The sequence below is a fragment of the Ideonella lacteola genome, from assembly GCF_038066555.1.
GTDB lineage: Bacteria > Pseudomonadota > Gammaproteobacteria > Burkholderiales > Burkholderiaceae_C > Ideonella > Ideonella lacteola.
Genome location: NZ_JBBUTG010000018.1, coordinates 47,772 through 73,961, shown reverse-complemented (window position 1 = coordinate 73,961; position 26,190 = coordinate 47,772). Strand labels below are relative to the sequence as shown.

23 protein-coding genes are annotated in these 26,190 nt (G+C 67.6%); 17 read left to right on the top strand and 6 right to left on the bottom strand.

All coding sequences use genetic code 11. The annotated features are described in order from the left end of the window. Positions 1–151 precede the first annotated feature (151 nt). On the top strand, positions 152–1,591 hold the full coding sequence (locus tag AACH06_RS22500) for an aldehyde dehydrogenase family protein (protein WP_341428026.1): 1,440 nt from the start codon (positions 152–154) through the stop codon (positions 1,589–1,591). Here AACH06_RS22500 and AACH06_RS22495 read toward each other — a convergent pair. From AACH06_RS22495 to xdhA, 5 genes are all read right to left on the bottom strand, one after another. Then, positions 1,576–2,136 (bottom strand): hemerythrin domain-containing protein, encoded by a 561-nt coding sequence (locus AACH06_RS22495; protein ID WP_341428025.1) that lies wholly within the window; start codon positions 2,134–2,136, stop codon positions 1,576–1,578. The two genes, AACH06_RS22500 and AACH06_RS22495, sit on opposite strands and share 16 nt — an antisense overlap. Positions 2,137–2,226: 90 nt before the next feature. Next, the gene (locus AACH06_RS22490; RefSeq protein ID WP_341428024.1) at positions 2,227–3,018 is read right to left on the bottom strand and encodes a sulfite exporter TauE/SafE family protein; all 792 of its coding nucleotides are present in this window, start codon (positions 3,016–3,018) and stop codon (positions 2,227–2,229) included. 294 nt (positions 3,019–3,312) lie between these two features. Next, positions 3,313–4,197, bottom strand: a complete 885-nt coding sequence (gene xdhC / locus AACH06_RS22485) for a xanthine dehydrogenase accessory protein XdhC (RefSeq protein WP_341428023.1) — start codon at positions 4,195–4,197, stop codon at positions 3,313–3,315. Continuing rightward, positions 4,194–6,614 (bottom strand): xanthine dehydrogenase molybdopterin binding subunit, encoded by a 2,421-nt coding sequence (xdhB, locus tag AACH06_RS22480; protein WP_341428022.1) that lies wholly within the window; start codon positions 6,612–6,614, stop codon positions 4,194–4,196. Before xdhB ends, xdhC begins: the two co-directional genes overlap by 4 nt. Next, positions 6,611–8,098, bottom strand: a complete 1,488-nt coding sequence (gene xdhA, locus AACH06_RS22475) for a xanthine dehydrogenase small subunit (RefSeq protein ID WP_341428021.1) — start codon at positions 8,096–8,098, stop codon at positions 6,611–6,613. The genes xdhB and xdhA overlap by 4 nt, the downstream gene beginning before the upstream one ends. 70 nt (positions 8,099–8,168) lie before the next feature. On the opposite strand from xdhA, the gene AACH06_RS22470 reads away from it, so the two are divergent. From AACH06_RS22470 to AACH06_RS22425, 10 genes are all read left to right on the top strand, one after another. Continuing rightward, positions 8,169–9,143 (top strand): LysR family transcriptional regulator, encoded by a 975-nt coding sequence (locus AACH06_RS22470; RefSeq protein ID WP_341428020.1) that lies wholly within the window; start codon positions 8,169–8,171, stop codon positions 9,141–9,143. Then, positions 9,140–10,462: a guanine deaminase gene (guaD, locus tag AACH06_RS22465; protein WP_341428019.1), complete on the top strand. Its 1,323-nt coding sequence runs from the start codon at positions 9,140–9,142 to the stop codon at positions 10,460–10,462. Before AACH06_RS22470 ends, guaD begins: the two co-directional genes overlap by 4 nt. After that, positions 10,462–12,018: an ABC transporter ATP-binding protein gene (locus tag AACH06_RS22460; protein ID WP_341428018.1), complete on the top strand. Its 1,557-nt coding sequence runs from the start codon at positions 10,462–10,464 to the stop codon at positions 12,016–12,018. The genes guaD and AACH06_RS22460 overlap by 1 nt, the downstream gene beginning before the upstream one ends. Next, the gene (locus tag AACH06_RS22455) at positions 12,005–13,081 is read left to right on the top strand and encodes an ABC transporter permease (protein WP_341428017.1); all 1,077 of its coding nucleotides are present in this window, start codon (positions 12,005–12,007) and stop codon (positions 13,079–13,081) included. Before AACH06_RS22460 ends, AACH06_RS22455 begins: the two co-directional genes overlap by 14 nt. Then, positions 13,078–13,998, top strand: a complete 921-nt coding sequence (locus AACH06_RS22450) for an ABC transporter permease (protein WP_341428016.1) — start codon at positions 13,078–13,080, stop codon at positions 13,996–13,998. The genes AACH06_RS22455 and AACH06_RS22450 overlap by 4 nt, the downstream gene beginning before the upstream one ends. A 233-nt stretch (positions 13,999–14,231) precedes the next feature. After that, entirely contained in the window at positions 14,232–15,383 is a 1,152-nt protein-coding gene (locus AACH06_RS22445) for a BMP family ABC transporter substrate-binding protein (protein WP_341428015.1), read from the top strand. A gap of 135 nt (positions 15,384–15,518) precedes the next feature. Continuing rightward, a complete protein-coding gene (locus AACH06_RS22440) occupies positions 15,519–16,394 on the top strand; it encodes a hypothetical protein (RefSeq protein ID WP_341428014.1) in 876 nt (291 codons plus the stop codon). A 232-nt stretch (positions 16,395–16,626) separates the two neighbouring features. Further along, entirely contained in the window at positions 16,627–16,839 is a 213-nt protein-coding gene (gene cspE / locus AACH06_RS22435; protein WP_341428013.1) for a transcription antiterminator/RNA stability regulator CspE, read from the top strand. Positions 16,840–16,938: 99 nt separating this feature from the next. Beyond that, entirely contained in the window at positions 16,939–17,943 is a 1,005-nt protein-coding gene (locus AACH06_RS22430; protein ID WP_341428012.1) for a trypsin-like peptidase domain-containing protein, read from the top strand. 131 nt (positions 17,944–18,074) lie between these two features. Next, positions 18,075–18,380 carry a CrpP-related protein gene (locus AACH06_RS22425; protein WP_341428011.1) on the top strand — a complete coding sequence of 102 codons (306 nt, stop codon included), beginning with the start codon at positions 18,075–18,077 and terminating at the stop codon, positions 18,378–18,380. Positions 18,381–18,452: 72 nt separating this feature from the next. Here AACH06_RS22425 and AACH06_RS22420 read toward each other — a convergent pair whose 3' ends face one another. Continuing rightward, the gene (locus tag AACH06_RS22420; protein WP_341428010.1) at positions 18,453–20,030 is read right to left on the bottom strand and encodes a methyl-accepting chemotaxis protein; all 1,578 of its coding nucleotides are present in this window, start codon (positions 20,028–20,030) and stop codon (positions 18,453–18,455) included. A 372-nt stretch (positions 20,031–20,402) separates the two neighbouring features. On the opposite strand from AACH06_RS22420, the gene AACH06_RS22415 reads away from it, so the two are divergent. The 6 genes from AACH06_RS22415 (at position 20,403) to AACH06_RS22390 (ending at position 26,157) form a co-directional block, all read left to right on the top strand. After that, a complete protein-coding gene (locus tag AACH06_RS22415) occupies positions 20,403–21,179 on the top strand; it encodes an ABC transporter substrate-binding protein (RefSeq protein WP_423222069.1) in 777 nt (258 codons plus the stop codon). Between the two features lie 137 nt (positions 21,180–21,316). Beyond that, positions 21,317–22,132, top strand: a complete 816-nt coding sequence (locus AACH06_RS22410; RefSeq protein WP_341428009.1) for an amino acid ABC transporter permease — start codon at positions 21,317–21,319, stop codon at positions 22,130–22,132. Next, positions 22,129–22,881 (top strand): amino acid ABC transporter ATP-binding protein, encoded by a 753-nt coding sequence (locus AACH06_RS22405; protein WP_341428008.1) that lies wholly within the window; start codon positions 22,129–22,131, stop codon positions 22,879–22,881. Before AACH06_RS22410 ends, AACH06_RS22405 begins: the two co-directional genes overlap by 4 nt. 124 nt (positions 22,882–23,005) lie before the next feature. Further along, the gene (locus AACH06_RS22400) at positions 23,006–24,052 is read left to right on the top strand and encodes an adenosine deaminase (protein ID WP_341428007.1); all 1,047 of its coding nucleotides are present in this window, start codon (positions 23,006–23,008) and stop codon (positions 24,050–24,052) included. Between the two features lie 119 nt (positions 24,053–24,171). Continuing rightward, positions 24,172–24,645: a universal stress protein gene (locus AACH06_RS22395; protein WP_341428006.1), complete on the top strand. Its 474-nt coding sequence runs from the start codon at positions 24,172–24,174 to the stop codon at positions 24,643–24,645. Between the two features lie 48 nt (positions 24,646–24,693). Next, entirely contained in the window at positions 24,694–26,157 is a 1,464-nt protein-coding gene (locus tag AACH06_RS22390; protein ID WP_341428005.1) for a flavin-containing monooxygenase, read from the top strand. Positions 26,158–26,190: the final 33 nt, after the last annotated feature.

Genomic DNA, 26,190 nt, shown 5'->3' with positions numbered 1-26,190 from the left:
TACAACAAATCCGGGCAGCGTGAGCGTTTCCTCGGCCGCTGCCGGGCGGACGCGCCACACCCGTTTCTCGGGCGAGCCGGACAATGCGCGGGTATCGCCCGGGCTGACCCGCCAAGGGTGAACCCATTTCCAAGACCCAGCAGGAGAACCCATGAAGCTCAACCTGATCGGTGGCGCCTGGACCGAAGGCGTACGCACCTACCGCAACATCAACCCGTCAGACACGCGCGATGTCGTGGGCGACTACACCGTGGCCAGTCGCGAGCAGGCGTTGGATGCGGTGGCCGCTGCGCACGCCGCCTTTGCGGCCTGGAGCCTGTCCACGCCGCAGCAACGCTTCGATGCGCTGGACGCCGCGGGCAGCGAGATCCTCGCCCGCAAGGCCGAGTTGGGTGACCTGCTCGCCCGAGAAGAAGGCAAAACCCTGCCCGAGGCGGTGGGTGAGGTCGTGCGTGCCGGCAACATCTTCAAGTTCTTCGCGGGCGAGGCGCTGCGCACGGGGGGCGAGGTGGTGCCGTCCGTGCGGCCGGGTGTCGGGGTGGAAGTGACCCGCGAGCCACTGGGCGTGATCGGCATCATCACGCCGTGGAACTTCCCGATCGCCATTCCGGCCTGGAAGATCGCGCCGGCGCTGGCCTACGGCAACTGCGTGGTGTTCAAGCCCGCCGAATTGGTGCCGGGCTCGGCCTGGGCGCTGGCCGACATCCTCTCGCGTGCCGGCTTTCCGCCGGGTGTGTTCAACCTGGTGATGGGCCGGGGCTCGGACGTGGGCGCGGTGCTGCTGGAAGACGATCGCATCGCCGGCATCAGCTTCACAGGCTCGGTGGCCACCGGCAAGAAGGTGGCGGCCTCGGCCGTGGCGCGTGGCGCCAAGGTGCAGCTCGAGATGGGTGGCAAGAACCCCTTCGTCGTGCTGGACGATGCCGACATCGGCGTGGCGGTCGGCGCGGCGATCAATTCGGGCTTCTTCTCCACCGGCCAGCGTTGCACCGCGTCGTCACGCATCATCGTCACCGAAGGCATCCATGACCGCTTCGTGGCGGCCATGGTTGAGCGCATGGCGGCTCTGAAAGTGGGTGATGCCCGCGCGCAAGGTACCGACATCGGCCCCGTCGTCGACGAGAGCCAACTGGCGCAGGATCTGGAGTACATCGCCATCGGCCTGGCCGAGGGGGCCAAGTTGGTCGCGGGCGGCCAATCGCTCGGCCAGAACGCCGACGGTGCGCCGGGCTTCTACCTCACGCCCGCGCTGTTCACCGAGACCTCGGCGCAGATGCGCATCAACCGCGAAGAGATCTTCGGCCCGGTCGCGAGCGTGATCCGAGCCAAGAACTACGACGAAGCGCTGACGCTGGCGAACGACACCGCCTTCGGCCTCTCCGCCGGCATCGCCACCACCTCGCTCAAGTACGCCACGCATTTCAAGCGGCACGCTCAAGCGGGCATGGTGATGGTGAATCTGCCGACCGCGGGCGTCGACTACCACGTGCCCTTTGGCGGTCGCAAGGGTTCGAGCTACGGCCCGCGCGAGCAGGGGCGCTACGCCGCCGAGTTCTACACCACCGTGAAGACGGCCTACACGCTGGCTTGACCCTCCGGCGGCGGCACGCCGCGGCGTGTCGCCATGTCCGCTGACATGGCATGCCGCTGCCACTCTTGGGCCAGCCGCTCGGCCGCCGGAAAGGCGATTCTGTCTTCCATGGTCAGGTGGCTGTCGTGCAGCGCGATGAAGGCTTGTGCCTGGCGGCGCAGCGCGGGCTCGTCTGGGGTGTGCTGATCGACCACCTGCTGCAGCGCCGCAGCCAGCCCTCCCCAGAGGGCCCGGAACGCGCGGTGATCCGCGGCCATTTGTTCGGCCACCTCCCGCAGCGGGGCCTGCTCGCTGGCGCGCAGCAAGGGCAGCAGGTGGCGCTCTTCGTCTTCATGGTGCAGCGGCGCGGCCACGCTGAAGTAGCGCAGCACGTCTCGCGCCGCTTCGGCGGCCGGCGCATCGGCACCGTGCTGCTCCACATGGTCCACCAGGCGGCTCAGCAGGTCGAGCGAGCGACGCACCCGGTCGTGGCACGCGGCCAGCAGTTCGAATGGTTGGTCCAACCCCGCGGCGGGCGCGGCGTGCAGTGAGAGCGTGGAAGCCATCGCGCCATTCTGGGACGCGCTATCCAGAAACCGGGCCCGGAAAAGACAAGGGCCTGCGCTTGGCAGGCCCTTGATGAAGCGGGGTTTGATTCAGAACAAGCCGAACATCTTCAGCGACACCAGCCCCAGCACACCGGCGATCGCATAGCGGATGAAGGTCAGCGGCGCGCGGGTGCTGATGAACGAGCCGATCAGCACGCCGGGGATCGAGCCCATCAACAGGTTGCCCAGCAGCCCGTAGTTCACATTGCCCAGCGAGAGGTGGCCCAGGCCGGCGATCAGCGCCAGCGGAATGGCGTGTGCCAGGTCCGTGCCGACCAACTTGCTGGCGTTCAGGCGCATCGGGTACAGGTAGACGAGCATCACGGTGCCCAGCGCCCCGGCGCCGATCGAGGTCAGCGTGACGAGCACGCCGAGCACGATGCCGGCGATCACGGTGGCCACCGGCTGGACGTGCTTGAAGTAGCTGGCATCGGTGACGCGCAGGCTGCGGCCCACGCGGTGCAGGTAGTCCTTGGCCAACATGCCCACCGCGGTGATCATCAGCGCGATCGCGACGGCGCTGATGATGAAGCCGCTCTTGATCTGGTGGGCTTCATTGAAGTGCATCCAGGCCAGCGTCAGTGCTGCAGCAGGCAGGCTGCCCATCGCCAGGCGGCCGACGACGCCCCAATCGACGGTGCCATGGTTCTGGTGAACGGCCACGCCGAACATCTTGGTGATCGAGGCGTACAGCAGGTCGGTGCCCACTGCCGTTTGCGGCGCGATGCCGAACATCAGCACCAGGATCGGGGTCATCAGGGCCCCGCCGCCCACACCCGTGATACCGACGATGGTGCCGACCATCAGGCCAGCCACCACCCGCATGCCATCAATTTCCACGATTGCTCTCCCGTCCCGATGCCGTTCGCAAGCCGGGATCGGTCGCGGAATGCGCTCGCCCTATGCGTCTTTCGTCATTGTGCGGGGCTGAACATGCGAAAAACGGCTAACGATACGCGGCGGCGGCATATCGCATCGAGGGCAGGGCGGAAGCGGCGAGGCGTTGTCAGCCTGCCAGCTCGCTCATTCTGGGCCCATCCGGGGTCACTTCTACCTGCGAAAACCAACGATCGATCCTCGGCGGTAGACGGGCCGTCACCGGCCCTGAGGCATCGAGCCGAGAGAGCGCTTGTTTCAAGGGTAAATCCCTAGAAGCTGAGCCGCTGTGGCGATCGCAATCACCGCCGGCTGCTTGCCGGCGAGTCCGGGCACGCCGATCGGACAGGTCATCCGAGCCAGTGTGGCCGCATCGAAGCCCCGTTGACGCAGCCGCGATTCGAAGCGGGCGCGCTTGGTGGCCGAGCCGATCAAGCCGAACCAGCCGAAATCACCCCGCCGCAAGATGGCCTCGGTGATCGCCAGGTCCAGCGCGTGGCTGTGGGTGAGCACCAGATACGCATCTCCCGGTCGGCCCTCGGCCACCTCGGCCTCGACCGGCTCCACGCAGACCGGCTCGACGTGGGGCCACGACGTGGCGTCTGGAGGGAATTCGCGCTCGCGTTCGTCGATCCAGACCACCTGGCAAGGCACCCCAGCGAGCACCTGCACGATGGCGCGGCCCACATGGCCGGCCCCGAAGAGGTGCAGCCGGAACCGGGGCCGAGTGGCGGGCCAATGGTGCAGGTTGTCAGCGGTCAGGGGGGCGAGCCGCAGGGTCAAAGCGCCGCCGCAGCACTGGCCCAACGAGGGGCCCAGCGCCACGGGCCAGTCGAGAGTGTGGTGGTCACCGGCCGCCAGCCGATCGCGGCAACGGGCGATGGCCTCCCACTCGAGGTGGCCGCCGCCGATGGTGCCAGCGGTGGTGTGCGGGCCGACCAGCATCCGCGTGCCTACGCCACGTGGCACCGAGCCCCTTGCGGCCACCACCTCGACGATCATGGCGGGCACGCCCTCGGCGAGCCAGCGGTGTGCTGTGGCCAGCTCGGGATCGGCGGCGGTGTGGCCCGTGCCGAGGCGCAGGCTCTGCGGTGCCTGCGCTGTCCGCGCGCGGCCTTCGACGGTGGGAAGGGGATGGTTCATGCGCCTGTCGGGGTCGCGGCCCCGGGCTGAACCGCCCGTATCGCGCGCAACAAGGCCTCGGGTGTGGCCGGCGCGCTGAGTGGCGGCTGGCAGCCGGGCGCGCCGCAGGCCGCCACCGCATCGCGCAAGGCCAGGAACACCGAGAACGCCAACAGCAATGGCGGCTCACCGACCGCCTTGCTGCGGTGAATGGTGTCTTCCGTGTTCTCCCCGCCATACAGGCGCGTGGTGAATGCCAGGGGCACGTCGTTCGCCGTCGGGATCTTGTAGGTCGATGGCGCATGCGTCAGCAGCGCGCCCGACTCCGGGTGCCACACGAGCTCTTCGGTGGTCAGCCAGCCCATGCCTTGGACGAAGGCCCCCTCGATCTGGCCGATGTCGAGGGCGGGGTTCAGCGACGAGCCGACGTCGTGCAGCAGATCGGCCTGCAGCAGCTTCCACTCACCGGTCAGCGTATCGAGCAGCACTTCGCTCACCGCCGCGCCGTAGGCGAAGTAGAAGAAGGGGCGGCCGGTCAGCGTCTGGCGGTCCCAGTGCAGTCCCGGCGTGGCGTAGAAACCGTCGGACCACAGCTGCACTCGGGCCTGGTAGGCCTGCTGTACCAGCGCATCGAAAGCGATGTGTCGGCCGTCCGGGGTGCGCGCCTGCCCACCTGCGAATGCCACTTGCTCGGGCGCGCATTCCCACGCGGCGGCGGCGAGGGTGGCGAGCCGATCGCGGATCTGTCGGGCCGCGTGTTGGGCCGCCTTGCCGTTCAGGTCTGAGCCCGTCGAGGCGGCGGTGGCCGAGGTGTTGGCCACCTTGCTGGTGTCTGCCGCGGTGCAGCGCACCCTCGACAGCGGCAGACCCAGTTCATGCGCCACCACCTGGGCCACCTTGGTGTTCAGACCCTGGCCCATCTCGGTACCGCCGTGGTTCACCAGCACCGAACCGTCGACGTACACGTGGACCAGTGCGCCAGCCTGGTTGAAGTGGTTCACGTTGAACGAGATGCCGAACTTCACCGGCGTCAGCGCCAGCCCCTTTTTCAGGATGGGGCTGCTGGCATTGAAGACTTGCACCGCGTCCCGGCGTTCGGCGTAGCGGGCGCTTCGAGCCAATTCGTCGGTCAGCGGTTCGATGATGTTGTCGGTGACCGTTTGCCGATACGGTGTGGTGTGCCGTTCGCTGCGGCCATACCAGTTGGCCCGCCTCACCGCGAGGGGATCGCGGCCGAGGTGGCGCGCGATGGTGTCGAGCACCACCTCGGTCACCAAGGCGCCTTGCGGGCCGCCGAAGCCACGGAAGGCGGTGTTGCTCTGGGTGTGGGTGCGCGGCAGGTAGCCGTGCATGGCCACTTCGGGCAGCCAGTAGGCGTTGTCCACATGGCACAGCGCGCGCGTCATCACCGGCGGTGAGAGATCGGCCGAATGACCCGCCTGCCCCAGCAAGGTGACCTCGTAGCCGAGCAGGTGGCCTTCGTCATCGAAGCCCGCCTCCCAGTCGAATTCGAAGCCGTGCCTACGACCGGTGATCAGGAAATCGTCGTCCCGGTCCAGGCGCAGCTTCACCGGGCGATTCAGCGCCTTCGCCGCCAACGCGGCCACGCAGGCGAACAGGGCAGACTGCGACTCCTTGCCCCCGAACCCGCCCCCCATGCGTCGGCATTCCACCTGCACCTGATGGGCGGCAATCGCCAGCGCATGCGCCACCACCGTCTGCATCTCGCTGGGGTGCTGGGTGGAGCAGTGCACCTTGAGGCCACCATCGTCTTGCGGCAGGGCGTAGGAGATCTGGCCTTCCAGATATAACTGCTCCTGCCCGCCCAAGCTGAACGAGCCGGCCAGCCGGTGCGGCGCCTGGTCGATCGCGCGGCGCACGCTGGCCGCGGCGGTGTCCGGTGCGCCCGCCGCGTCAGCCGACTGGCTGCGCACCAGATGCATCGGCGGCACCACGTGGTCGCCTGCGGCATGGGCCTGGCGCACCGACAGCACGGCGGGCCAGGGCTCGAACTGCAACACCCGGCGGGCCTGGGCGGCGGCGCGACGTGCCGCCTCGCGGGTGGTGGCGATGACTGCGAACACCGGCTGGCCGAGGTAGCGCAGTTCATCGGTGGCCAGGATCGGATCATCGTGGACGATGGGGCCGCAATCGTTGCGGCCGGGAATGTCGGCGGCGGTGAGCACCGCCACGACACCCGGCTCGCGGCGCAACGCGTGCACATCCACGCCCAGGAGGCGGCCATGCGCCACCGGCGACAGGCCCAGCGCGGCGTGCAGCGTGCCGGCGAGTTCCGGCAGGTCATCGACATAGTGGGCGCGGCCGGTGACGTGCAGCGTGGCCGACTCGTGCGGCCATGGCTGGCCCACCGCGGGTTGCCCCACCACGGCGCCGCCGGCGGCAAGGGGGGGGCTGTCGGAGGGCGACACGGTGTTCATGCCCACACCCTCAGCATCGTGGCGGGCATGGCCTGATGGGGCCGCGTCGCCCACCACCATCGCTCCAACAAGCCCGCTGCCGCTTGCCGCCGGTAGTCTGCGCTGGCACGCAGGTCGGTCAGTGGCGAGAAGTCGCTCGCCAAGGCGTGCTGCGCGGCGCGCAGCGTGGCTTCCGTCCAGGGTTGGCCGACGAGTGCGGCCTCAGCGCCCGCGGCGCGCTTCACCGTGGCAGCCATGCCGCCGAAGGCGAGCCGGGCCTCGGCGATGCGCTCACCGTCGAGTCTCAGCGCCAGGCCGGCGCTGACGGCCGAGATGTCGCAGTCGAAGCGCTTGGATATCTTGTAGGCCTGCACTTGCCAACCCGGTGGCCCCTCAGGCACCCGCACGGCTTCGATGAACTCGCCGCGCTGCAGGCGGTTTTTCATGTAGTCGACGTAGAACTCGTCGAGCGGCAGGTCGCGCGTCTGATCGCCGTGGCGCAGGCGAAGCACCGCGCCGAGGGCCATCAGCACCGGGGCCGCATCGCCAATGGGGGAGCCATTGGCCAGGTTGCCCACCAGCGTGCCCGCATGGCGCACCGGCGGCCCGGCGAAGCGCCGGTGCATCTCGGCGAGTGCGGGCCAATGGCTGACCAGCGCCGCCCAGGCGTCCTCCAGGGGCACCGCGGCCCCGATGCGCAGCCAGCCGCCTTCATCACTGATCGTGCGCAGCTCCGTCACGTCGCCCAGGTGGATGAGCCGGGGCAAGGGGCGGAACTGTTTGTTGACCCACAAGCCGATGTCGGTCGCGCCGGCCAGCAGGGTGGCCTCGGGGTCGTGCTGCACCGCCGCCGCGAGCGAGGGCAGATCGCCTGGAGCCGTGAACGCGGGCCAGGCCGGGCGCGCCTGCTGCCGCAGCGCTTGAAGCTGCTCAGCCAGGCCGTGCAGGGGCAGTCGAGGCCCGGGCTGGTCCAGCATCGCCAGGCCGGCCTCAAGGATGGGCCGGTAGCCGGTGCAGCGGCAGAGGTTGCCGCTCAAGGTGTCGGCCAGTTCTTGGCGGTTCGGCCGGGTGCCCGCCTGGGCATGATGTTCGTGGCAGGCCGCCATCGACATGGCGAAGCCCGGGGTGCAGAAACCGCACTGTGAGCCATGGTGATCGACCAAGGCCTGCTGCGCCGGGTGCAGTGAGCCGGTCGAGGCCAGGTCTTCCACCGTCAGCAGCGCCTTGCCATGCAGGGTGGGCAGGAAGCGGATGCAGGCATTCACCGGCCGAAGCGCCAGGCCCGCGCTGCGCACGGCCTGGCTCGGGTGGGGCACGTCATCGTCCAGCTCGGCCACGATCACCGTGCAGGCGCCGCAGTCGCCCTCGGCACAGCCTTCCTTGCTGCCGCAGGCCCGTGCGTCTTCTCGCAGCCACTGCAGCACGCTGCGTGTGGGGTCCGGCACCGGCACGGCGACCACCTCGCCGCGAAAGGCGAAACGGATCGTTGCGGGGGATTCGCTCATCGCTTGAAGTTACTCCGTCGGCGGGCGTGTGGCATGTCTGATTGTGGATGGATATCATGCGTCAAGACGTATGACGCAGCCACCAGATTTCGCGAACATCGACCTCCACTTGGTGAAGGTGCTGCACACCGTGGTTTCCGAACAGAGCGTGTCGAGGGCTGCGTTGCGGCTGGGCAGCGGGCAGCCGCTGGTCAGCGCGCAGCTGCGTCGATTGCGGGCGCTGACGGGCGACCCGCTGCTGGTGCGGGCGGGCTCGGGGCTGGCGCCCACCGACACGGCGCTGGCGCTGCTGGCGCCCGCCGAGCGGCTGCTGCGCGAGGCCGAGGCGCTGTTCGGCCCCTCGCGCCTGGGCCGTGCCTTCGAGCCTGCCCAGGCCACCGCAACCCTGCGCATCGCGGCGAGCGACTATCTGGATCCTCTTTTCCTGCCGAGCATCGTGGCCCGGCTGCAGCAGCTGGCGCCCCGGGTTCGGCTGGAACTGCACCCGTTGTCGGCCGAGTTCGACTACCGCCGCAAGCTGGCCTCCGGCGATGTCGATCTCGTCGTGGGCAACTGGCTGTCGCCGCCGGGTGAGTTGCACCTGGGGCGCCTCTCGGCCGACGAGGTCGTGTGCCTGGTGGGCGCCGACCATCCCGCCGTGAAGAACCCGCGCGCCTGGACCGCCGCACGCTATCTGGACAGCGACCACATCGCGCCCACCCCTCTGCACCCCGGGGCCCGTGGCGTGATCGACGAGCACCTGGCGGCCCAAGGGCACGAGCGCCGCATCACGGTGCGCTGCGCGCACTTCAGCCTCGCGCCTCAGATGGTGGCGTCGAGCCGGCTGGTGTTGACCACGGGGCGTCAGTTCTGCCTGCGCTACCTGGGAGGCCAGGCGGCGCTGCGCATCGTCAAGTGCCCGGTGGTCTTTCCGCCGCTGGCCTACTACCAGCTCTGGCACGACCGCACCCATGCCTCGGCCGCGCAACGCTGGCTACGTGAGCAGGTGCGTGATGTGGCCCGTGAACTGGCCGCGCCGGCCCCTTCCGCCCCCAAGGCCCGATGACCCGCATCGCTTTGCAGGGCGACCTGCTCGACTTCACCTCGGCGCCGTCGCTGGACGACACCGCCAGCCCGGCAGTGCGCTACCGGCCCGATCACTGGCTGCTGATCGGTGACGACGGGCGGATATCGGCCGTGCAGGCCGAACCCCCTCCGGCCGACTGGCCCCGAGAGCGGCACCCCGGGCGGCTCATCCTGCCGGGCTTCATCGATACCCATGTGCACAGCGCGCAGGTCGACGTGCTGGGCGCCTACGGCACGGCGCTGCTCGATTGGCTGGAGCAGCACACCTTCCCGGCCGAGCGCCGCATGGCCGATCCGGCGCACGCAGCGCAGATCTCGGCGCTGTTCCTGGACGGCCTGCTGGCCGCCGGCACGACGGCCGCGATGGTCTTTCCAACGGTGCACGTGGCCTCGGTCGATGCGCTGTTCAGCGCCGCGCAGGCCCGAGGCATGCGGTTGATCGCCGGCAAGGTGCTGATGGACCGCCACGCGCCCGCGTTCCTGCGTGACGACGTGGCACAAAGCGAGCGCGACAACCTCGATCTGATCGCCCGCTGGCATGGCCGCGACCGACTGGCCTACGCGGTGACGCCGCGCTTCGCCCCGACCTCGACCGATGCCCAGCTGGCGATGGCCGGTGCATTGATGTCCGCCGCGCCCGGCCTGTACCTGCAGACCCATGTCGCCGAGAACACCGACGAGGTCCGCTGGGTGGCCGAGCTCTTCCCCCAGGCGCGCAGCTACCTCGATGTCTATCGGCACTTCGGCCTGCTCGGGCCGCGGGCGATGCTGGCCCACGGCATCTGGCTGGATGCCGACGACCGCGCGATGCTGGCCCACCACGGCGCCTCGATCTCGCACTGCCCCTCGTCCAACCTCTTTCTCGGCAGCGGCCTGTTCGATTGGGCCGCCACCCGCCACGCTGGCGCCGCGGTGACGCTCGGTACCGATGTGGGGGGCGGCACCAGCCTGTCGATGCCGCGCACGCTGGCCGATGCGTACCAGGTGCAGGCGCTCTCGGGTCGGCGCATCACCGCCTGGGCGCTGCTGCATGCGGCGACCCGCGGCGCCGCCCAGGCCTTGCATCTGGGCCATGAGATCGGCTCGTTGGAGCCCGGTCTGCAAGCCGACCTGGTGGTGTGGGACCGCGCGGCGAACCCCGTGGAAGCTCGCAGACAATCGGTGGCGCGGGACTTGCATGATGCGGTTTTCGCCTGGCTCACGCTGGGTGACGAACGCCACGTGGTGAGCACCCGCGTGGCCGGCGTCGAGCGCCATCGGCGCGGCCTGATCGCCACCGATTCCAACGACCTCTGCTGATGTCCGCTTCACCGTTGCGCCTCGAACTGCGAGGGATCACCAAGCAATACCCCGCCGTGCGAGCCAACGATGGCGTCTCGCTCCGCGTGGCGCCGGGCCAGATCCACGCGGTGCTGGGCGAGAACGGCGCCGGCAAGTCCACCCTGATGAAAATCATCTACGGTGCAACCCAGCCGGACGCGGGCGAGATCTGCTGGAACGGCGAGTCGGTCAAAGTGGCCAGCCCCGCGGCGGCGCGGGGGCTGGGCATCAGCATGGTCTACCAGCACTTCTCGCTGTTCGACACCCTCACCGCCGCTGAAAACGTCTGGCTCGGGCTGGGGCGTGATCACAGCCTGGCCCAGGTCACCGAGCGCATCCGCGCGGTGGCTTCCGGCTACGGGCTGGAAGTCGATCCGCTGCGGCCGGTGCACACGCTGAGCGTGGGCGAGCGTCAGCGGGTGGAGATCGTGCGCGCGCTGCTCACCCAGCCCAAACTGCTCATCCTCGACGAGCCCACCTCGGTGCTCACGCCACAGGCGGTCGACAAGCTGTTCGTCACCCTGCGCCAGCTCAGCAGCGAAGGTTGCAGCATCCTCTATATCAGCCACAAGCTCGACGAGATCCGGCGGCTGTGCCACCACTGCACGGTGCTGCGCGGCGGCAAGGTCACCGGCGAGGTCGACCCCACCCAGGAGACCAATGCGTCGCTGAGCCGGCTGATGATCGGTGCCGAGCCGCCAGCGCTGCGCAGCGCCGGTGAGGTGGCGCCGCGGGCGCGTGGCGCGGTGGCGCTGGAGGTCCAGCGGCTGTCGCTGCCGCAGCAAGACCCGTTCGGCGTGGCCCTGGACGCGGTGTCGATCCAGGTGCATGCCGGCGAGATCGTGGGCGTGGCCGGGGTGTCGGGCAATGGCCAGCAAGAGTTGATGGCGGCACTGTCGGGCGAAGACCGGCGCGCGCCCGCGGGCGCGGTGCGCCTGTTCGGCACGGACATCGCCCGAGCCTCGCCGCGCCATCGGCGCCTGCAAGGCCTGCATTTCGTGCCGGAAGAGCGGCTGGGCCGCGGTGCTGTGCCCAGTCTGAGTCTGTCGCAGAACACCTTGCTCACCCGGACCGAGGCCGTGGGGCGCGGCGGCTGGCTGAACCTCGCCGCCACCCGCGACATGGCGGCCGACCTCATCACCCGCTTCCAGGTCAAGGCCGGCGGGCCGGATGCGGCGGCGCGCTCGCTGTCCGGCGGCAACCTGCAGAAGTTCTTGATGGGGCGCGAGATCGATGCGCGGCCCAAGGTGCTGATCGTGGCGCAGCCGACTTGGGGGGTCGACGTGGGGGCCGCGGCGCAGATCCGCGGCGAGTTGCTGCGCCTTCGCGATCAGGGCTGCGCCTTGCTGGTGGTCAGCGAAGAGCTGGACGAGCTGTTCGAGATCAGCGATCGGATGGTGGTGATGGCGCGGGGCCGTGTCTCGCCGCCGATTGCCACCCCCGAGGCGAGTGTCGAGCGCATTGGCGAGTGGATGTCGGGCCTGTGGCCATCGGGCGCCGCCGCCCAGAAGGAGCAGGCGCATGCTGCGGCTTGAGGCTCGGCCGCAGCCATCGAAGGCGCTGTCGATCGGCTCGCCGCTGCTGGCGCTGGTCATCACCGTGCTGATCGGTGTGGCGCTGTTTGCGGCGCTCGGCAAAGACCCGTGGCGCGGCTTGCAGGTCTTCTTCGTCGAGCCGGTCAAGAGTGCCTATGCCTTGTCTGAGTTGTCGGTCAAGGCGGTGCCGCTGGTGCTGATCGCCCTGGGCTTGGCGGTCTGCTTTCGCTCCAATGTGTGGAACATCGGCGCCGAAGGACAGTTCGTTGTCGGTGCGCTCGCCGCAGGGTGGGTGGCGATGCAGGCAGGGCCGGCCACCGCCTGGCTGGGCAAAGGCATCGTGCTCCCCATTCTGCTGGCGGGCATGGCCGGTGGGATGGCCTGGGCAGCGATCGTTGCACTGCTGCGCGATCGTTTCAGCGCCAACGAGATCCTGGTGAGCCTGATGCTGGTGTACGTGGCCGACATGCTGCTCGCCTACCTCGTCTACGGGCCCTGGAAAGACCCGGCGGGCTACAACTTTCCGCAGACGATCACCTTCGATGCGAGCACCAAGATCCCTCGGCTGGTGCCGGGCCTGCGGCTGAACATCGGTCTGTTCGTGGCCCTGGCGGCGGTGGGTGCGATGTGGGTGTTCATGTTTCGCACTTACCGCGGCTTCGCGCTGCAGGTAGGCGGGCTGGCGCCGGCGGCTGCGCGGTACGCGGGCTTCTCCTCTCGACGCGCGCTGTGGACGGCCTTGCTTCTCTCGGGTGGGTTGGCGGGCCTCGCGGGCGCGCTCGAAGCCGCGGGGCCGCTGGGCCAGTTGACACCGTATGTGCCGGCAGGCTACGGCTTCGCGGCGATCATCGTGGCCTTCGTGGGCCGCTTGCACCCGGTGGGCATCGTCTTCTCGGCCGTGTTGATGAGCATGTTCTACATCGGCGGAGAGTTGGCGCAGTCTCGGCTGGGCCTGCCCAAGGCCCTCACCGGCGTTTTCCAGGGCCTGCTGCTGTTCACCCTGCTGGCCTGCGACACGCTGATCCACTATCGGCTGAAGTGGGGCCAGGGGAGGGCCGCATGAACGAGATCGCTCTGCTGCTGGCCGCCACGCTGAACGCGGGCACCGTGCTCGCCATCGCGGGTCTGGGCCTGCTGATCAACGAGCGGGCCGGTGTGGTCAACCTCGGTGCCGAGGGCATGATGCTGGTGGCGGCGATCGCCGGCTTCGCCACCGCCGTCCACACCGGCTCCGACACCCTGGCGTTCGTCGCGGGCATGGGGGCTGGTGCGTTGATGGCGGCCGCATTCGGTGTGCTGGTCATCTGGCTGAACACCAACCAGTACGCCACCGGGCTGGCGCTCAGCCTGTTTGGCGCCGGCTTCTCCGCCTTTGTCGGCATCACCTACACCCAGGCGCGCATCGGCGAACGCCTGCAGTTCGCGGTGCCGGGCCTGGCCGACGTGCCGCTCATCGGGCCGGCGCTGTTCCGCCACCACCCGCTCGTCTACGGTGCGATCGTGCTGGCTGCAGCCCTGGCCTGGTTCCTGTACCGATCCCGCGCCGGTCTCGTGCTGCGGGCCGTGGGTGAGTCGCCCGAGTCTGCACACGCACTCGGCTACCCGGTGCGTCGCATCCGGCTGCTGGCCGTGGTGGCGGGCGGCGCCTTGTGCGGGTTGGCCGGCGCCTACCTGTCGGTGATCTACACACCCTTGTGGGTCGAGGGCATGGTGGCGGGCAAGGGCTGGATTGCGCTCGCCCTGACCACATTCGCCACCTGGCGGCCCGCGCGGGTGTTGCTCGGGGCATATCTCTTCGGTGGCGTCACGATGCTGCAGTTCCATTTGCAGGGCGAAGGGGTGCAGATCCCGAGCCAGTGGCTGTCGATGCTGCCTTACTTGTCGACCATCGTCGTGCTGGTCTTGATCTCGCGCAACCCGGCCTGGATCAAGGCCAACATGCCTGCTTCGCTGGGCAAGCCCTTTTTCCCTGGGGCCTGACAGGGTCGTTCACCCATGCCCGCTTTGCATGCCAAAGTCCCAGCGCGCATCGTTGCCAATGCGCGCCAGAGCCCGAGCGATGGCTGCGCTGGGCGCCTCGATCGGCGCTGCTTTGGCCTGCCTTTCGGGCGCGGCAGAAATACGCGCGTCCTCTGAGCCGGCGACCGCGGCGCGCCTATCATTTCGACCGTTTCATGTCCTCACCTTCTTCTTTCACTGTACGGAGTCCCTTCATGAGTCTTTCGAAGCGAACCCTGCTGGCCACTGCGGCGGTCGCCACCCTCGCCGCGTTGGTGGGCTGCGGCAAGAAGGAAGAAGCCGCGCCGGTGGCCGAGGCCGCCAGTGCTGCCGCTTCGGCCCCTGCTGCCAAGCCCGAGCCGCTGAAGATCGCCTTTGCCTACGTGGGCCCGGTGGGCGATGGCGGCTGGACGTTCGCGCACGACAACGGGCGCAAGGCGCTGGAGAAAGAGTTCGGCGACAAGATCGTCACCAGCTTCGTTGAGAAGGTGCCCGAAGCGGCCGATGCCGAGCGCGTGTTCCGCGACATGATCGGGCAGGGCAACAAGCTCATCTTCGGCACCACCTTCGGCTACATGGAGCCGATGCTCAAGGTGGCGGCCGATACGCCGGACGTGAAGTTCGAGCACGCCACCGGCTACAAGACGGCACCCAACATGCGCACCTATGACTCGCGCACCTACGAAGGGGCCTACATGGCGGGTGTGATCGCGGGGTCGATGACCAAGACCAACACCCTCGGTGTGGTGGGCTCGATCCCCATCCCCGAGGTGATCCGCAACATCAACTCGTTCACGCTGGGTGCGCAAAGCGTCAATCCGAAGATCAAGACCAAGGTGGTGTGGGTCAACGAGTGGTTCAACCCGCCCAAGGAGACCGAGGCCGCCACCTCGCTGATCAACGGGGGCGCCGATGTGCTGATGCAGAACACCGACTCGGCCGCGGTGTTGAAGACCGCCGAGGACAAGGGCAAGCGCGCCGTCGGCTGGGATTCCGACATGTCGGCCTACGGCCCGAAGGCGCATCTCGGCTCGGCGGTGATCAACTGGGGCCCGTACTACATCAAGGCCACGCGTGATGCCCTTGAAGGTCAGTGGAGCACCGGCAAAGCCTGGTGGGGCGTCAAGGAGGGGGCGATCGACTTCGTCTCTGTGGCTGAAGACGTGCCCGCCGAAGCCAAGGCCAAACTCGAGCAGGTCAAGGCGGGCCTGAAGGACGGCAGCTTCGTGATTTGGAAGGGGCCGATCGTCGACAACGCCGGCAAGGAAGTGTTGGCCAAGGACGCTGTGGCCGACGACGAGTTCCTCGGCGGCATCAAGTTTTACGTCAAGGGCGTTGACGGCAGGGTGCCTGGCGACGGCAAGTAAAACCCCCGCTCGTCGCGAGTCTCGACGAAGCCGCCGGCTGACCCCGGCGGCTTTTTCTTTGCGGCCGTCATTCCGCGGCGCGGTCATGTGAGCTAAAACAGGTTCCCCTAACCTCCAATTGAAAGGGAGCCTTGGATGACGAACTTGGTTGACTCTCGACGCCGAGACTGGCTCGGCCGCTGCGCCGTCGCTGGCGCACTGGGTGCCGCCGGCTTGATGCCCGGGTGGGTTCATGCCCAGTCACGATTCGATTCGCGCGGGCGCTACAAGCTCAAGGGGGATTTCCTCTGCCCACCCGAAAGCGACAACCTGGTGCCATGGAAGGTGGTGCAGTTCCAGTCCGGCGCCGACTTCAGCTTGCAGGCCGATGGCAAGGTTCTGTTTCACACGCATGGCTTGTATGAGTTGGTCTGCTCGGCCGATTGGCAACTGAAGACCGGGCTGGACATCGACCTGCGCCAGATCGGCCTGCGCCTGCAGCGCAGCGACCAACCCGATTCGCCCCTTGATGCCCATGAACGGATCGGCTTCTTCAATACGCCCGGCTCCGACCCCCCACGCATGGCGCGCTACCAGGGCAATTGGGCCCCATCGGCGATGGGACCGGGCGAATCGGTCAGCGTGGAGGTCGACGTTGAACCGGCGGGCACGGTCCGGGTGGGAGACATGGCGATGGCCGCTCACACCAAGGTGTCGCCCGATTCGCTGCCGGCGGACGTGCTGAAGGCGCTGATCGTGCACGCCAAGGCGGTGGGCGATGACCGGGTCAGTGTCTCGCTGCACAACCCCACCGGGCAGACCGTGCAGGTGCAGCCCGGCGCGTTGAAGGTCATCGCCATGAGTGCACAGGCCACCCGAGGCAACTCGGGCGACGCCTGGCAGATCTCGCACAGCGCCTCGACCGAGATCTTCCCCGGAGACAAGGTCTACGCGATGGTTCGCCACAAGGTGACGGGAACGGTGCTGCAGGCCACGCGCAGCACCTTCATGCAGATCGACCGGGTGGCGTGACTTTGGGCCGAGGTGTTGCGCGGGTTGATCGGCGCGGCGAAGAAAGGCAGGCGGGCTGAGCACCGTTCGTGTACGATGCGCTCGCTGATATGCACAAGACCGTCTAGATCTTGGTCTTTCTTCCCGCACCGGTGTTCTGCCGGCGGTCGAGTCGAATCCCCTTTTGTAGATTTTCTTGGCGTCTCTTCGCCGAGCGTGCTTTTGCGCCTGGCAACTTCGAAAGGAATTCGAAATGACGACTCAAACCGGTACCGTGAAGTGGTTCAACGAAGGCAAGGGCTTTGGTTTCATCGCCCCCGATGGCGGTGGCAAAGACCTCTTCGCCCACTTCAAGGAAATCCAGGGCGGTGGCTACAAGACGCTGAGTGAAAACCAGCGTGTGCAGTTCGAAGTCACCCAAGGTCAGAAGGGGCCGCAGGCCTCCAACATCCGCAGCGTCGAATGATGCGGGTGTGACCAGCGGAGTGCGGCCGATTCACGGTCGCTTCCCTTGTACAAAGCGCGGCCCTGCCGCGCTTTGTCATTTCTGCGCCTGGAGATTTCATTGAAGAACCTGCAAGAGGCCACTGAGCGCATCTGCGAGTTGAAGGGCAGCATGGTGGCGCTCGACGCTTTGCTGCCCGCGATGATCGACGGCCTGTCGCCTTCGGCGCGCGCCCGCTTGATGGAATCGTTCGATGCCCACACCGAAGCGGCGCGAACGGTGTTGATCCATTCCGACATCTCCGATCTGGTGCTGGCGGCGTTCGAGCGAGATGTCGCCCGTCACCGGGTGGTGCTTCAGCGCCATCAGCGCCGCACCCCCACGCAGAGCGATGCGGTGGAATCGTTGCTGTTGACCGCGACGCCCATCACCACTTTTGCTGCGTCCGGCGTTTTGACCAGCGCGAGCGGATTCTTCTTTCGCCGAGGCGAGCGGCTCTTTCTCATCAGCAACCGCCATGTGTTCTCGGACGCGGCGAGTTCGCACTTCCCCGACCGCATCGAGATCGGCCTGCACACCGATGCCCGCGACTTGACGCAGTACACGATGGTGTCGCTGCCGATCTATCGCAACGGTCTCAGCCAGTGGCGAGAGGCGACCGACACGGGCGGCGTCGTGGATGTGGCCGCGATCGAGGTTCCCGATTCGTGCCTGCCGTCAGGTGCCACCCTGCAGGCCTTTGACGACAGCCACCTTGAGGCCCGCGGTGAAGACGTGGCCATCGGAGACCCGTTGACGATCGCCGGCTTTCCGCTGGGTTTCCACGACACGGTCCACCATCTTGCCGTGGCCAGAAGCGCTTCGATCGCATCGGCATACGGGATACGGTTTCAGCGCCAGGGCTGCTTCTTGACCGACGCCCGAACGCACCGCGGCAGCAGCGGCTCGCCGGTCGTGCGGCGTCGGCTTCAGGATCCATCCGATGCGCCTTCATCGCCCTGGCAATTGCTGGGCATTCATTCGACACGCATGGACATGCGCTCGCGTGACCTGAACCAGGATGAGTCGCTGGGCTTGAATTGCGCCTGGTACGCCGATGTGCTCTTGACCCTGACGGCTTCCTGAGCGGTATCGTGAATGTCGCCTGCTGGCGGGCCGGCAGCGCAGAATGGGCGTCGTGCCCACCACCATCGCCCGATGAGTGCTCGTTCAGGAAGGTCGATGGCCCACAGCGCACATCCCCGGGGAACCGAGCCATGAAAGACGCCGCCAAGCCGCAGCCGCAGCCGCAGCCGCAGCCGCCACCGCCGCCGCCGCCCGAAGCCGCAACGTCGATCGCCGAGGATCTCGGGCTGTCGGACGCCGAGCGGGCCGAGTTGCAGCGGCAGGGTGCCAAATCGGCCGCCCGCGGCGAGCCCTCGGGCGCGAACCCACTCAGCCGGGCCCGCAACCAGCCCTCGGCCACGGGCGAGTCGGCCGACACCTGGTCGCAACGCAATGCCGCATGGGAGAAGGGCCATCAGGCCCAATCTGCGGCGGGCAGGAAGAAGAAAGGCGCTTAGGGCGTGTTCACACTAAGGAGCCCCGATGCGTTGTGAAACCGCCCTAGGCTTCAACGTCGCGCGAGCCGCGCATCAGGCCGTTTCGTCCAGCTTGAAGGTGCTGACCAACCCATTCAGCCGAACGGCCTGCTCGCGCAGGCTCTCGGCCGCGGCGGCGGATTGCTCCACCAGGGCGGCGTTTTGCTGGGTCACCTGATCGAGTTGGGTGACCGAAGCGTTGATCGTGGCGATGCCGTGGCTTTGTTCCGCCGAGGCGGCGGTGATTTCGCCAATGATGTCGGACACGCGACGCACGCTCGAGACGATCTCGTCCATCGTCTGGCCGGCATCGCCGACCAGGCGGGTGCCCTGTTCGACTCGCTCGGTGCTGGAGCCGATCAAGCTCTTGATCTCGGTGGCGGCCTTGGCGCTGCGCTGGGCGAGCGAGCGCACTTCGCCTGCCACCACCGCGAAGCCGCGGCCCTGTTCGCCGGCGCGTGCCGCTTCCACGGCGGCGTTCAGCGCGAGGATGTTGGTCTGGAAGGCGATGCCGTCGATGACGCCGATGATGTCGCCGATCCGCTTGCTGCTGGCATCGATGGCCTGCATGGTGCTGACGACCTGAGACACCACCTCGCCACCGCGCGCGGCCACCTGGGCCGAGCTGCTCGCCAACTGGTTGGCGGTGCTGGCGCTGTCGGCGCTGGACTGCACGGTGTGGGTCAATTGCTCCATCGAACTGGAAGTGCGCTGCAGGTTCGAGGCGGCCTGTTCGGTGCGTTGGCTCAGGTCCATGTTCCCGGTGGCCACCTCGGCGCTGGCGACTTGGATGCTCTCCGCGGTCGAGCGGATCTCGCCGACGAGGCGGCGCAGGGTCGCCTGCATGTCGGCCAGGGCTTGCAGCAACCGGCCGATCTCGTCGTGCGAGTCGACCTGCACGTTCGAGCCCAGATCGCCTTGTGCAATGCGTTCGGCCACCCGGATGGCGCTGTTGATCGGCTTTTGCACGCCGCGGGTGATGCGCCAGCCGACCAGCAGGCCGCCGGCAAGCGCCACCGCCACGGCGGTGATGACCACCGCCCATCCCCGCCGCTGGGCCGCCTGAGCCTCGGTGTAGGCTTCTTGCCCGATCTGTGCTTCCAGGGTCAACAGCTCGCCCACTTTCGCGCGCCAGGCGTCTTCAAGCGGGCGCGCCTTCTTCATCAGGGTTTCGGTGGCGTTGATGACATCCCCCGAGCCGCCCTGATCGGCGGCTCTTTTCATCAGGGGGCGCGTCTGGTCGGCGGCCGCGGCGATGGCCTGGGCCAGCTCTTGCTCGGCGGGCCTCGACTCGGTGTCGGCCGCGATCGTGTCGATCAGCCGCTTGGCGGCTTCGTCATAGCGCTGGTTGGCCAGCGCCAGGCCTGAGGCCTCGGCGGCGATTTCTTTCTCGTCGGTCAGCAGCGTGATGTTGCGCACGTGGATGGCCTGCTGCTTGATCTCGCCCATCATTTGGGAGGCGATGGTCGACTTGGCGTTGGTCAGCTCGACCAGGTGCTGCATTCGCGCCGCCATGCCGCGCATTTGATAGAGGCCGAAAGCGGCCACGAGCACCAGCAGGGCCAGGATCAGTCCGAAGCCAAGGCCCAGACGGCGGCCGATGGACAGGTGGCTGAGACTGTACGCTGGCATGGCAGAACCTTCAGGCGACTTTGGGCGGCATTGGCTGGATTTTCGGCAGCCTGACCCCGTTGCTCGAGCCGAAAACCGAGGAAAAAACCGCCCAATTGACCTTCCAATTTCGCTGCGGCCGACACGCCACCCGACGGCCGCTTCCTCGCAGGAGTGCCTGACAACCTCAGGCCCGGTCCTTGCGTTTGGGTACGTGTGCCTGTCCCGGAATGAAAGCGTCTGCACGGGCCAGGACACTAGGGCCAATCCCGATCCGGGACGCCCAACGTGCCCCGCGGTGCGCGCATCCCCGGTAGTAGGATGCGGCGCACCAACCAAGCCCGTGCCCACTTTCAGCTGTTGTGGGCCATTCCATTTCGAGGAGCTTCCGCTATGACGCGTGTTTTGTCCTGGGTTGCCGGCGCTGCCGCCGTCGCGATGATGTTCGGCGCCACCGCCGCATCGGCCCGCAACATCGACGCCATCAAGAAGGCCGGCACGATCATTGTTGCCACCGAAGGCCAGTACGCCCCGTTCAACTTCTTCGAAGGCTCGAAGCTCTCCGGCTTCGAAGTCGACGTGATGGAAGGCGTGGCCAAGAAGATGGGCGTCAAGATCGAGTGGAAGACACTCGGCTTCGACGCCTTGCTGACGGGCCTCGGCCAGGACCGCTGGGATCTGGTGATCGCCTCTCACGGCATCACCGAAGAGCGCGCCAAGGCCGTGACCTTCACCGACCCGCACTACTGCTCGGGTGGTGCCATCGTCACCAAGAATGCGGCGCTTCGCACCGCCAAGGATCTCGCGGGCAAGACGATCGCCGTGCAGACGGGCAGCTCGTACCTGGATGCGGCGCAGAAGATCCCCGGCGTCAAGGAAGTGAAGAACTTCCCGAAGGATCCGGATGCCCAGGCTGCGGTGATGTCTGACCGCGCCGACGCGTGGGTGACCGACAAGTTCGTCGTGATGGATGTGTTGAAGAACAACAAGAACACGGGGCTGCGCGCCACCGGGATGCTGTTTGTGGAGAAGATCGCGGCCGCCGTTTCAAAGGGCAACGATGGCCTGGCTGGCGCTTACAACAAGGCGCTGGGCGAGTTCATGGCCAAGGGCGGCGGCTATGAAGCCCTGTCGATGAAGTACTTCGGCGAAGACGTGCGCTGCAAGTAAGCCTTCTCAACGCGGCCGGGCATATCGCCCGGCCAGCCCCTGACAGGGGCCGCCGGGGATGCGGGCTGGGCTCGTCTCCCCGGTGAAACCGGTGGCACGTTCGTGGCCGCCCGATCCATCGATCAGCAGATCTGCTCATGAGTATTCCCGGTCTCGGTTGGCCTGCGTCCTGGTCGCGTCAGCGTCGCAGCACGGCCACCATCGTGGCGGCCTGCGTGGCCCTGGTCGTTGCCCTGTGGGTGGCGGCCAATTTCATTGCGCTGGCACCGGCGCCGATCGGCCCCAACGCCAAGTTCTTCGCCGAAGGCATGGTGGTCACGGTCCAGTTGACCATCGTTTCCGGGTTGATTGGTGTCGTTCTCGGCCTGCTGGCAGCGCTGGGCAAAGGCTCGCGCATCCTGCCGCTGCGCTGGTTGGCGGGCTTCTACATCTGGGTCATCCGAGGCACCCCGCTGCTGGTGCAAATCTTCTTTGTCTACTTCGCGCTGCCCGAGGTGGCCAAAGCCTTCGGCAGCGAATGGCTCACCCAGCTGTCACGCATGACCGAGTTCACGGCGGCGGTGCTGGCACTGTCGCTCAACGTTGGTGCGTACAACGCCGAGGCTTTCCGTGCGGGCCTCGAAGCGGTGCACAAGGGGCAGTTCGAGGCGGCCCGGTCTCTCGGGCTCTCGAAGTGGCACACGCTCATCGATGTGAGCTTCCCGCAGGCGTTCAAGGTGGCGTTGCCTCCGCTGGTGAACAACGTGGTCGCCTTGCTGAAGGATTCTTCGCTGGCCTATTCCATCGGCGTCGTCGAGTTGACCAACGTGGGTGCTCGCGTCCAGTCGTCGACCTTCCAACCCGTCCCCATCCTGATCACGACCGCCATCCTGTACCTCGTGATGACCACGCTGCTGACCCAGATCACCAACGGCATCGAGCATCGTTTCGACATCGAGGGGCGCCGGTCATGAGCGAATCGAGCAAGGGCAGCACCCCGCTGATCACCGTCGACAAGGTCAACAAGCACTTCGGCCCGGCCCATGTGCTGCGCGACGTCTGCACGCATTTCAATGCCGGCGAGGTCGCGGTCATCATCGGCTCTTCCGGCTCCGGCAAGAGCACGCTGCTGCGCACGTTGAACCGGCTGGAGAAGCATGACAGCGGCACGATCGTCATCGACGGCATTCCGGTCGACGACAACCCCAAGCACCTGAAGGCGCTGCATGCCGAGGTCGGCATGGTGTTCCAGCAGTTCAATCTGTTCCCCCACCTGACCGTGCTGGAGAACGTCTCGCTGGCTCCACGGCGCGTGCGGGGCCTCAGCACTGCCGAGGCCGACCAGCGCTCGATGTCGCTGCTGGAGAAGGTGGGCATGCAGGCGCACTCGCACAAGCACCCGTTCCAGTTGTCAGGCGGCCAGCAGCAGCGCGTGGCGATCGCGCGGGCGCTGGCGATGCAGCCCCGGGTGATGCTGTTCGATGAGCCCACCTCGGCGCTCGACCCGGAAACGGTCAAGGAAGTGCTTGACGTCATGAAGGGCCTGGCGGCCAGTGGCATGACGATGATCGTCGTGACCCACGAGATGGGATTTGCCCGCGAGGTGGCCGACCGGGTGCTTTATTTCGACAAGGGTTGCATCCTGCAAGATCGGCCGCCCGCCGATTTCTTCGACAAGCAGGACAACCCACGCATCCGCGCTTTCCTCGGGCAGATCAGTTGACCCCACGCCCGCTCCGGCGGGCTGCCCCCCGAGGGGGCTCGCGCAACGGACCGGCAAAGCCGGGATCCGCGCACGCCACTTGATAGGCGGCGGCTCCTGCGGAGCGCCGTCTTGGAGGATTTGCATGATCGATTTCGACCGCATTCGGCCCGATCGGCTGCCTGCTTTGCTGCGGGCCATGCCCAAGGCGGAGCTTCACATCCACATCGAGGGCTCGCTCGAGCCCGAGTTGATCTTCAAGCTGGCCGAGCGCAACGGCGTGAAGCTGGCGTACCCGAGCGTCGAGGCCTTGCGCGCGGCTTACGCCTTCACCGATCTTCAGAGCTTTCTCGACATCTACTACGCCGGCGCCAGCGTGCTGCTGAAGGAGCAAGACTTCTTCGACATGGCCTGGGCCTACTTCGAGAAGGCGGCCGCCGACAACGTCGTCCACGCCGAGCTGTTCTTCGACCCGCAGACCCACACCGAGCGCGGGGTGCCCATGGGCACCGTGATCCGCGGGCTCGAACACGCCTGCCGCCGCGCACATGCCGAGATGGGCATCAGCGCCTCGCTGATCCTGTGCTTCCTTCGCCACCTGTCGGAAGACGCCGCCATGGCCACGCTGGAAGAGGCCTTGCCCTACCGCCAGCACTTCATCGGGGTGGGGCTCGACAGTTCGGAGCGTGGTCACCCACCTGAAAAGTTCGCCCGGGTGTTCGCGCGCTGCAGGGAGCTGGGGCTGCGCATCGTGGCCCATGCGGGCGAAGAAGGGCCGCCCGAGTACATCCGCAGCGCGCTGGATGTGCTGAAGGTCGAGCGCATCGACCACGGCGTTCGCTGCGTGGAAGACCCGGCCCTGGTGCGGCGCCTGGCGGCCGAACGCATGCCTCTCACCGTCTGCCCCTTGTCGAACGTCAAGCTGTGCGTCTTCAAGACCTTGGCAGACCACAACCTGCCCGCACTGCTGAAGGCTGGGCTGGTGGCCACCATCAACTCCGATGATCCGGCCTATTTCGGCGGCTACATGAACGACAACTTCGTCCAGACCTTCGCAGCGCTGCCGCAATGGGGGGCGCGCGAAGCCTGGCAACTGGCCCACAACAGCTTCGAGGCCAGCTTCGTGCCCGAAGCTGCGAAGCAAGCCTGGGTGCGCCAGCTCGACCAGGTGTTCGCCGCGGCGGCGGTCTGATCGATTCTGATCGCGGGCCTTCCGCCACCCTGCGCGACATCTGAGCACGGGGCCGGGGTGCCGGCCTTGCGCGAGGCCGCGGTTGGCGGCACGATGGGCAGCACGAGGAGGCGACTGCCATGAAGATCCTGCTGCCGATCGACGGCTCCGAGCTCTCACTGGTCGCGCTGCGCCACGCCATTCACCTGATCCAGAACGGGTTGCGGGCCGAGTTGGTCCTGGCCAATGTGCAGCCACCGGCGAATCTCTACGAGTGGATGCGCGCGCCCGATCCGAAGGTGTTGGGCGAGATCGCCGAGGCGGCCGGTCAGCATGCCCTGCAGACGGCCGAGGCGCTGTTGCGCGAAGCGGGCATAGACGCGACCGAAGTGCTGGTCACCGGCGACCCGGCGCACGCGCTACTGGACCTGATCGAAAGCGAAAGCTGCGACGCGGTGGTGATGGGCTCGCACGGCGGTGGCGCTCTTCGCTCTGCGCTGCAGGGCTCGGTGTCGCAGGCGCTGGTGCACAACTCCCCAGTGCCGGTCACCCTCGTGAAGCCCGCCGGGGCCACTGAAACTACGCCCTCGTCGCTTGATGCGGCCGATGCCTGATCAGCCGGCGCGCCCACCCCGCCGATCTCGACGCAAGCGCGCCGCCCGATGACGCGCGGGGGTGTCACGCGCCACGAGGTGGTGATCCTCGGAGCAGGCATGTCCGGCCTGTGCATGGCGGTCCAACTGCGCCGGGCCGGCATCGAGGACCTTGTCATCCTGGAGAAGCAACCCGGACTCGGGGGTACGTGGTGGGACAACCGCTACCCCGGGGCCCACGTGGATGTGCCGGCGCCGGTCTATTCGTTTTCCTTCGCCCCGAACCCGGACTGGCAGCGCCGCTTCGCGTCGGCCCCGGAGATCCAGGCCTACATGCAGAAAGTGGCCGAGCGCTTCGGCGTGCTGCCACACATCCGCTTCGGTGAGCGTGTGGTGCACGCCATGTTCGATACCGACCGCGGCCGATGGCAGATCGCCACCGAGCAGGGCGAGCGCCTGGATGCCCGCTTCTTCGTCTGCAGCACCGGCCCGCTGAGCCAACCCCGCTGGCCTGACATCGACGGCCTCGATCGCTTCACCGGGCGGCGCCTGCACTCGGCCCGATGGGAGGTGAATGCCGATCTCTCCGGCCAGCGCGTGGCCGTGATCGGCACCGGTTCGACGGCCTCTCAGCTGGTGGCGCCGATCGCACGCCAGGCTGAGCGCCTTCATGTGTTCCAGCGCACCGCGAATTGGGTCATGCCGCGGCTGGATCGGCGCTACAACGGCGTCGACCGCTGGCTCGCGCGGCAGCCCGTCTGGGCGCGGGTGGTGCGGGCGGCCTGGGTCGCGGCCCTCGAAATGGGGCGCCGAGGCTTCGACGAGGGAACCTTCGCACGGCGCGCCATGCTGGCCACGGCCGCCCGCCACCTGCAGCGGCAGGTGGCCGACCCGCGGCTGCGCGAGATGCTGCGGCCACCTTATCCCCTGGGCTGCAAGCGCATCATCTATTCGAACGACTTCTACCCGGCACTCACGCGGCCCAACGTCGAGCTCGTCACCGATCCCATCCGCCGCATCACGCCAACGGGCATCGTCACCGACGATGGCCGCGAGCGGCCGATCGACACGCTGGTGTGCGCCACCGGGTTCGACACGGTGCACCTGCTGGCATCACTCTCGGTCACCGGCCTGGGCGGGCGCACGCTGCGCCAGGCCTGGGCCGAGGGCCCTGCGGCCTACCGCGGCATCACCGTGCCGGGCTTTCCCAACTTCTTCTTGATGCTGGGGCCGAACACGGCCACGGGCCACACCTCCACGCTGCTGTTCATCGAGCCCGGCGTCGACCACGCCATCGCCTGCATGCAGGCCGTGCGCTCGGGAAGGCACCGGTGGGTCCAGGTGCGGGAGGCGATCTTCCGGCAGCACAACGATGAGCTGCAGCGGCGTCTGGCCGGCTCGGTCTGGGCCCAGTGCCGCAGCTGGTACCGCATGGACAGCAACGGTCGCGTGGTGGCGCTGTTTCCGGGCTACACCCGCGAATACGTGCGGGGCCTGCGCCGCGGCGACATGGCCGACTACGAGTTTGCTTGAGGCCTGTTCACGCAGCGGGCGTACGAGGCCTGG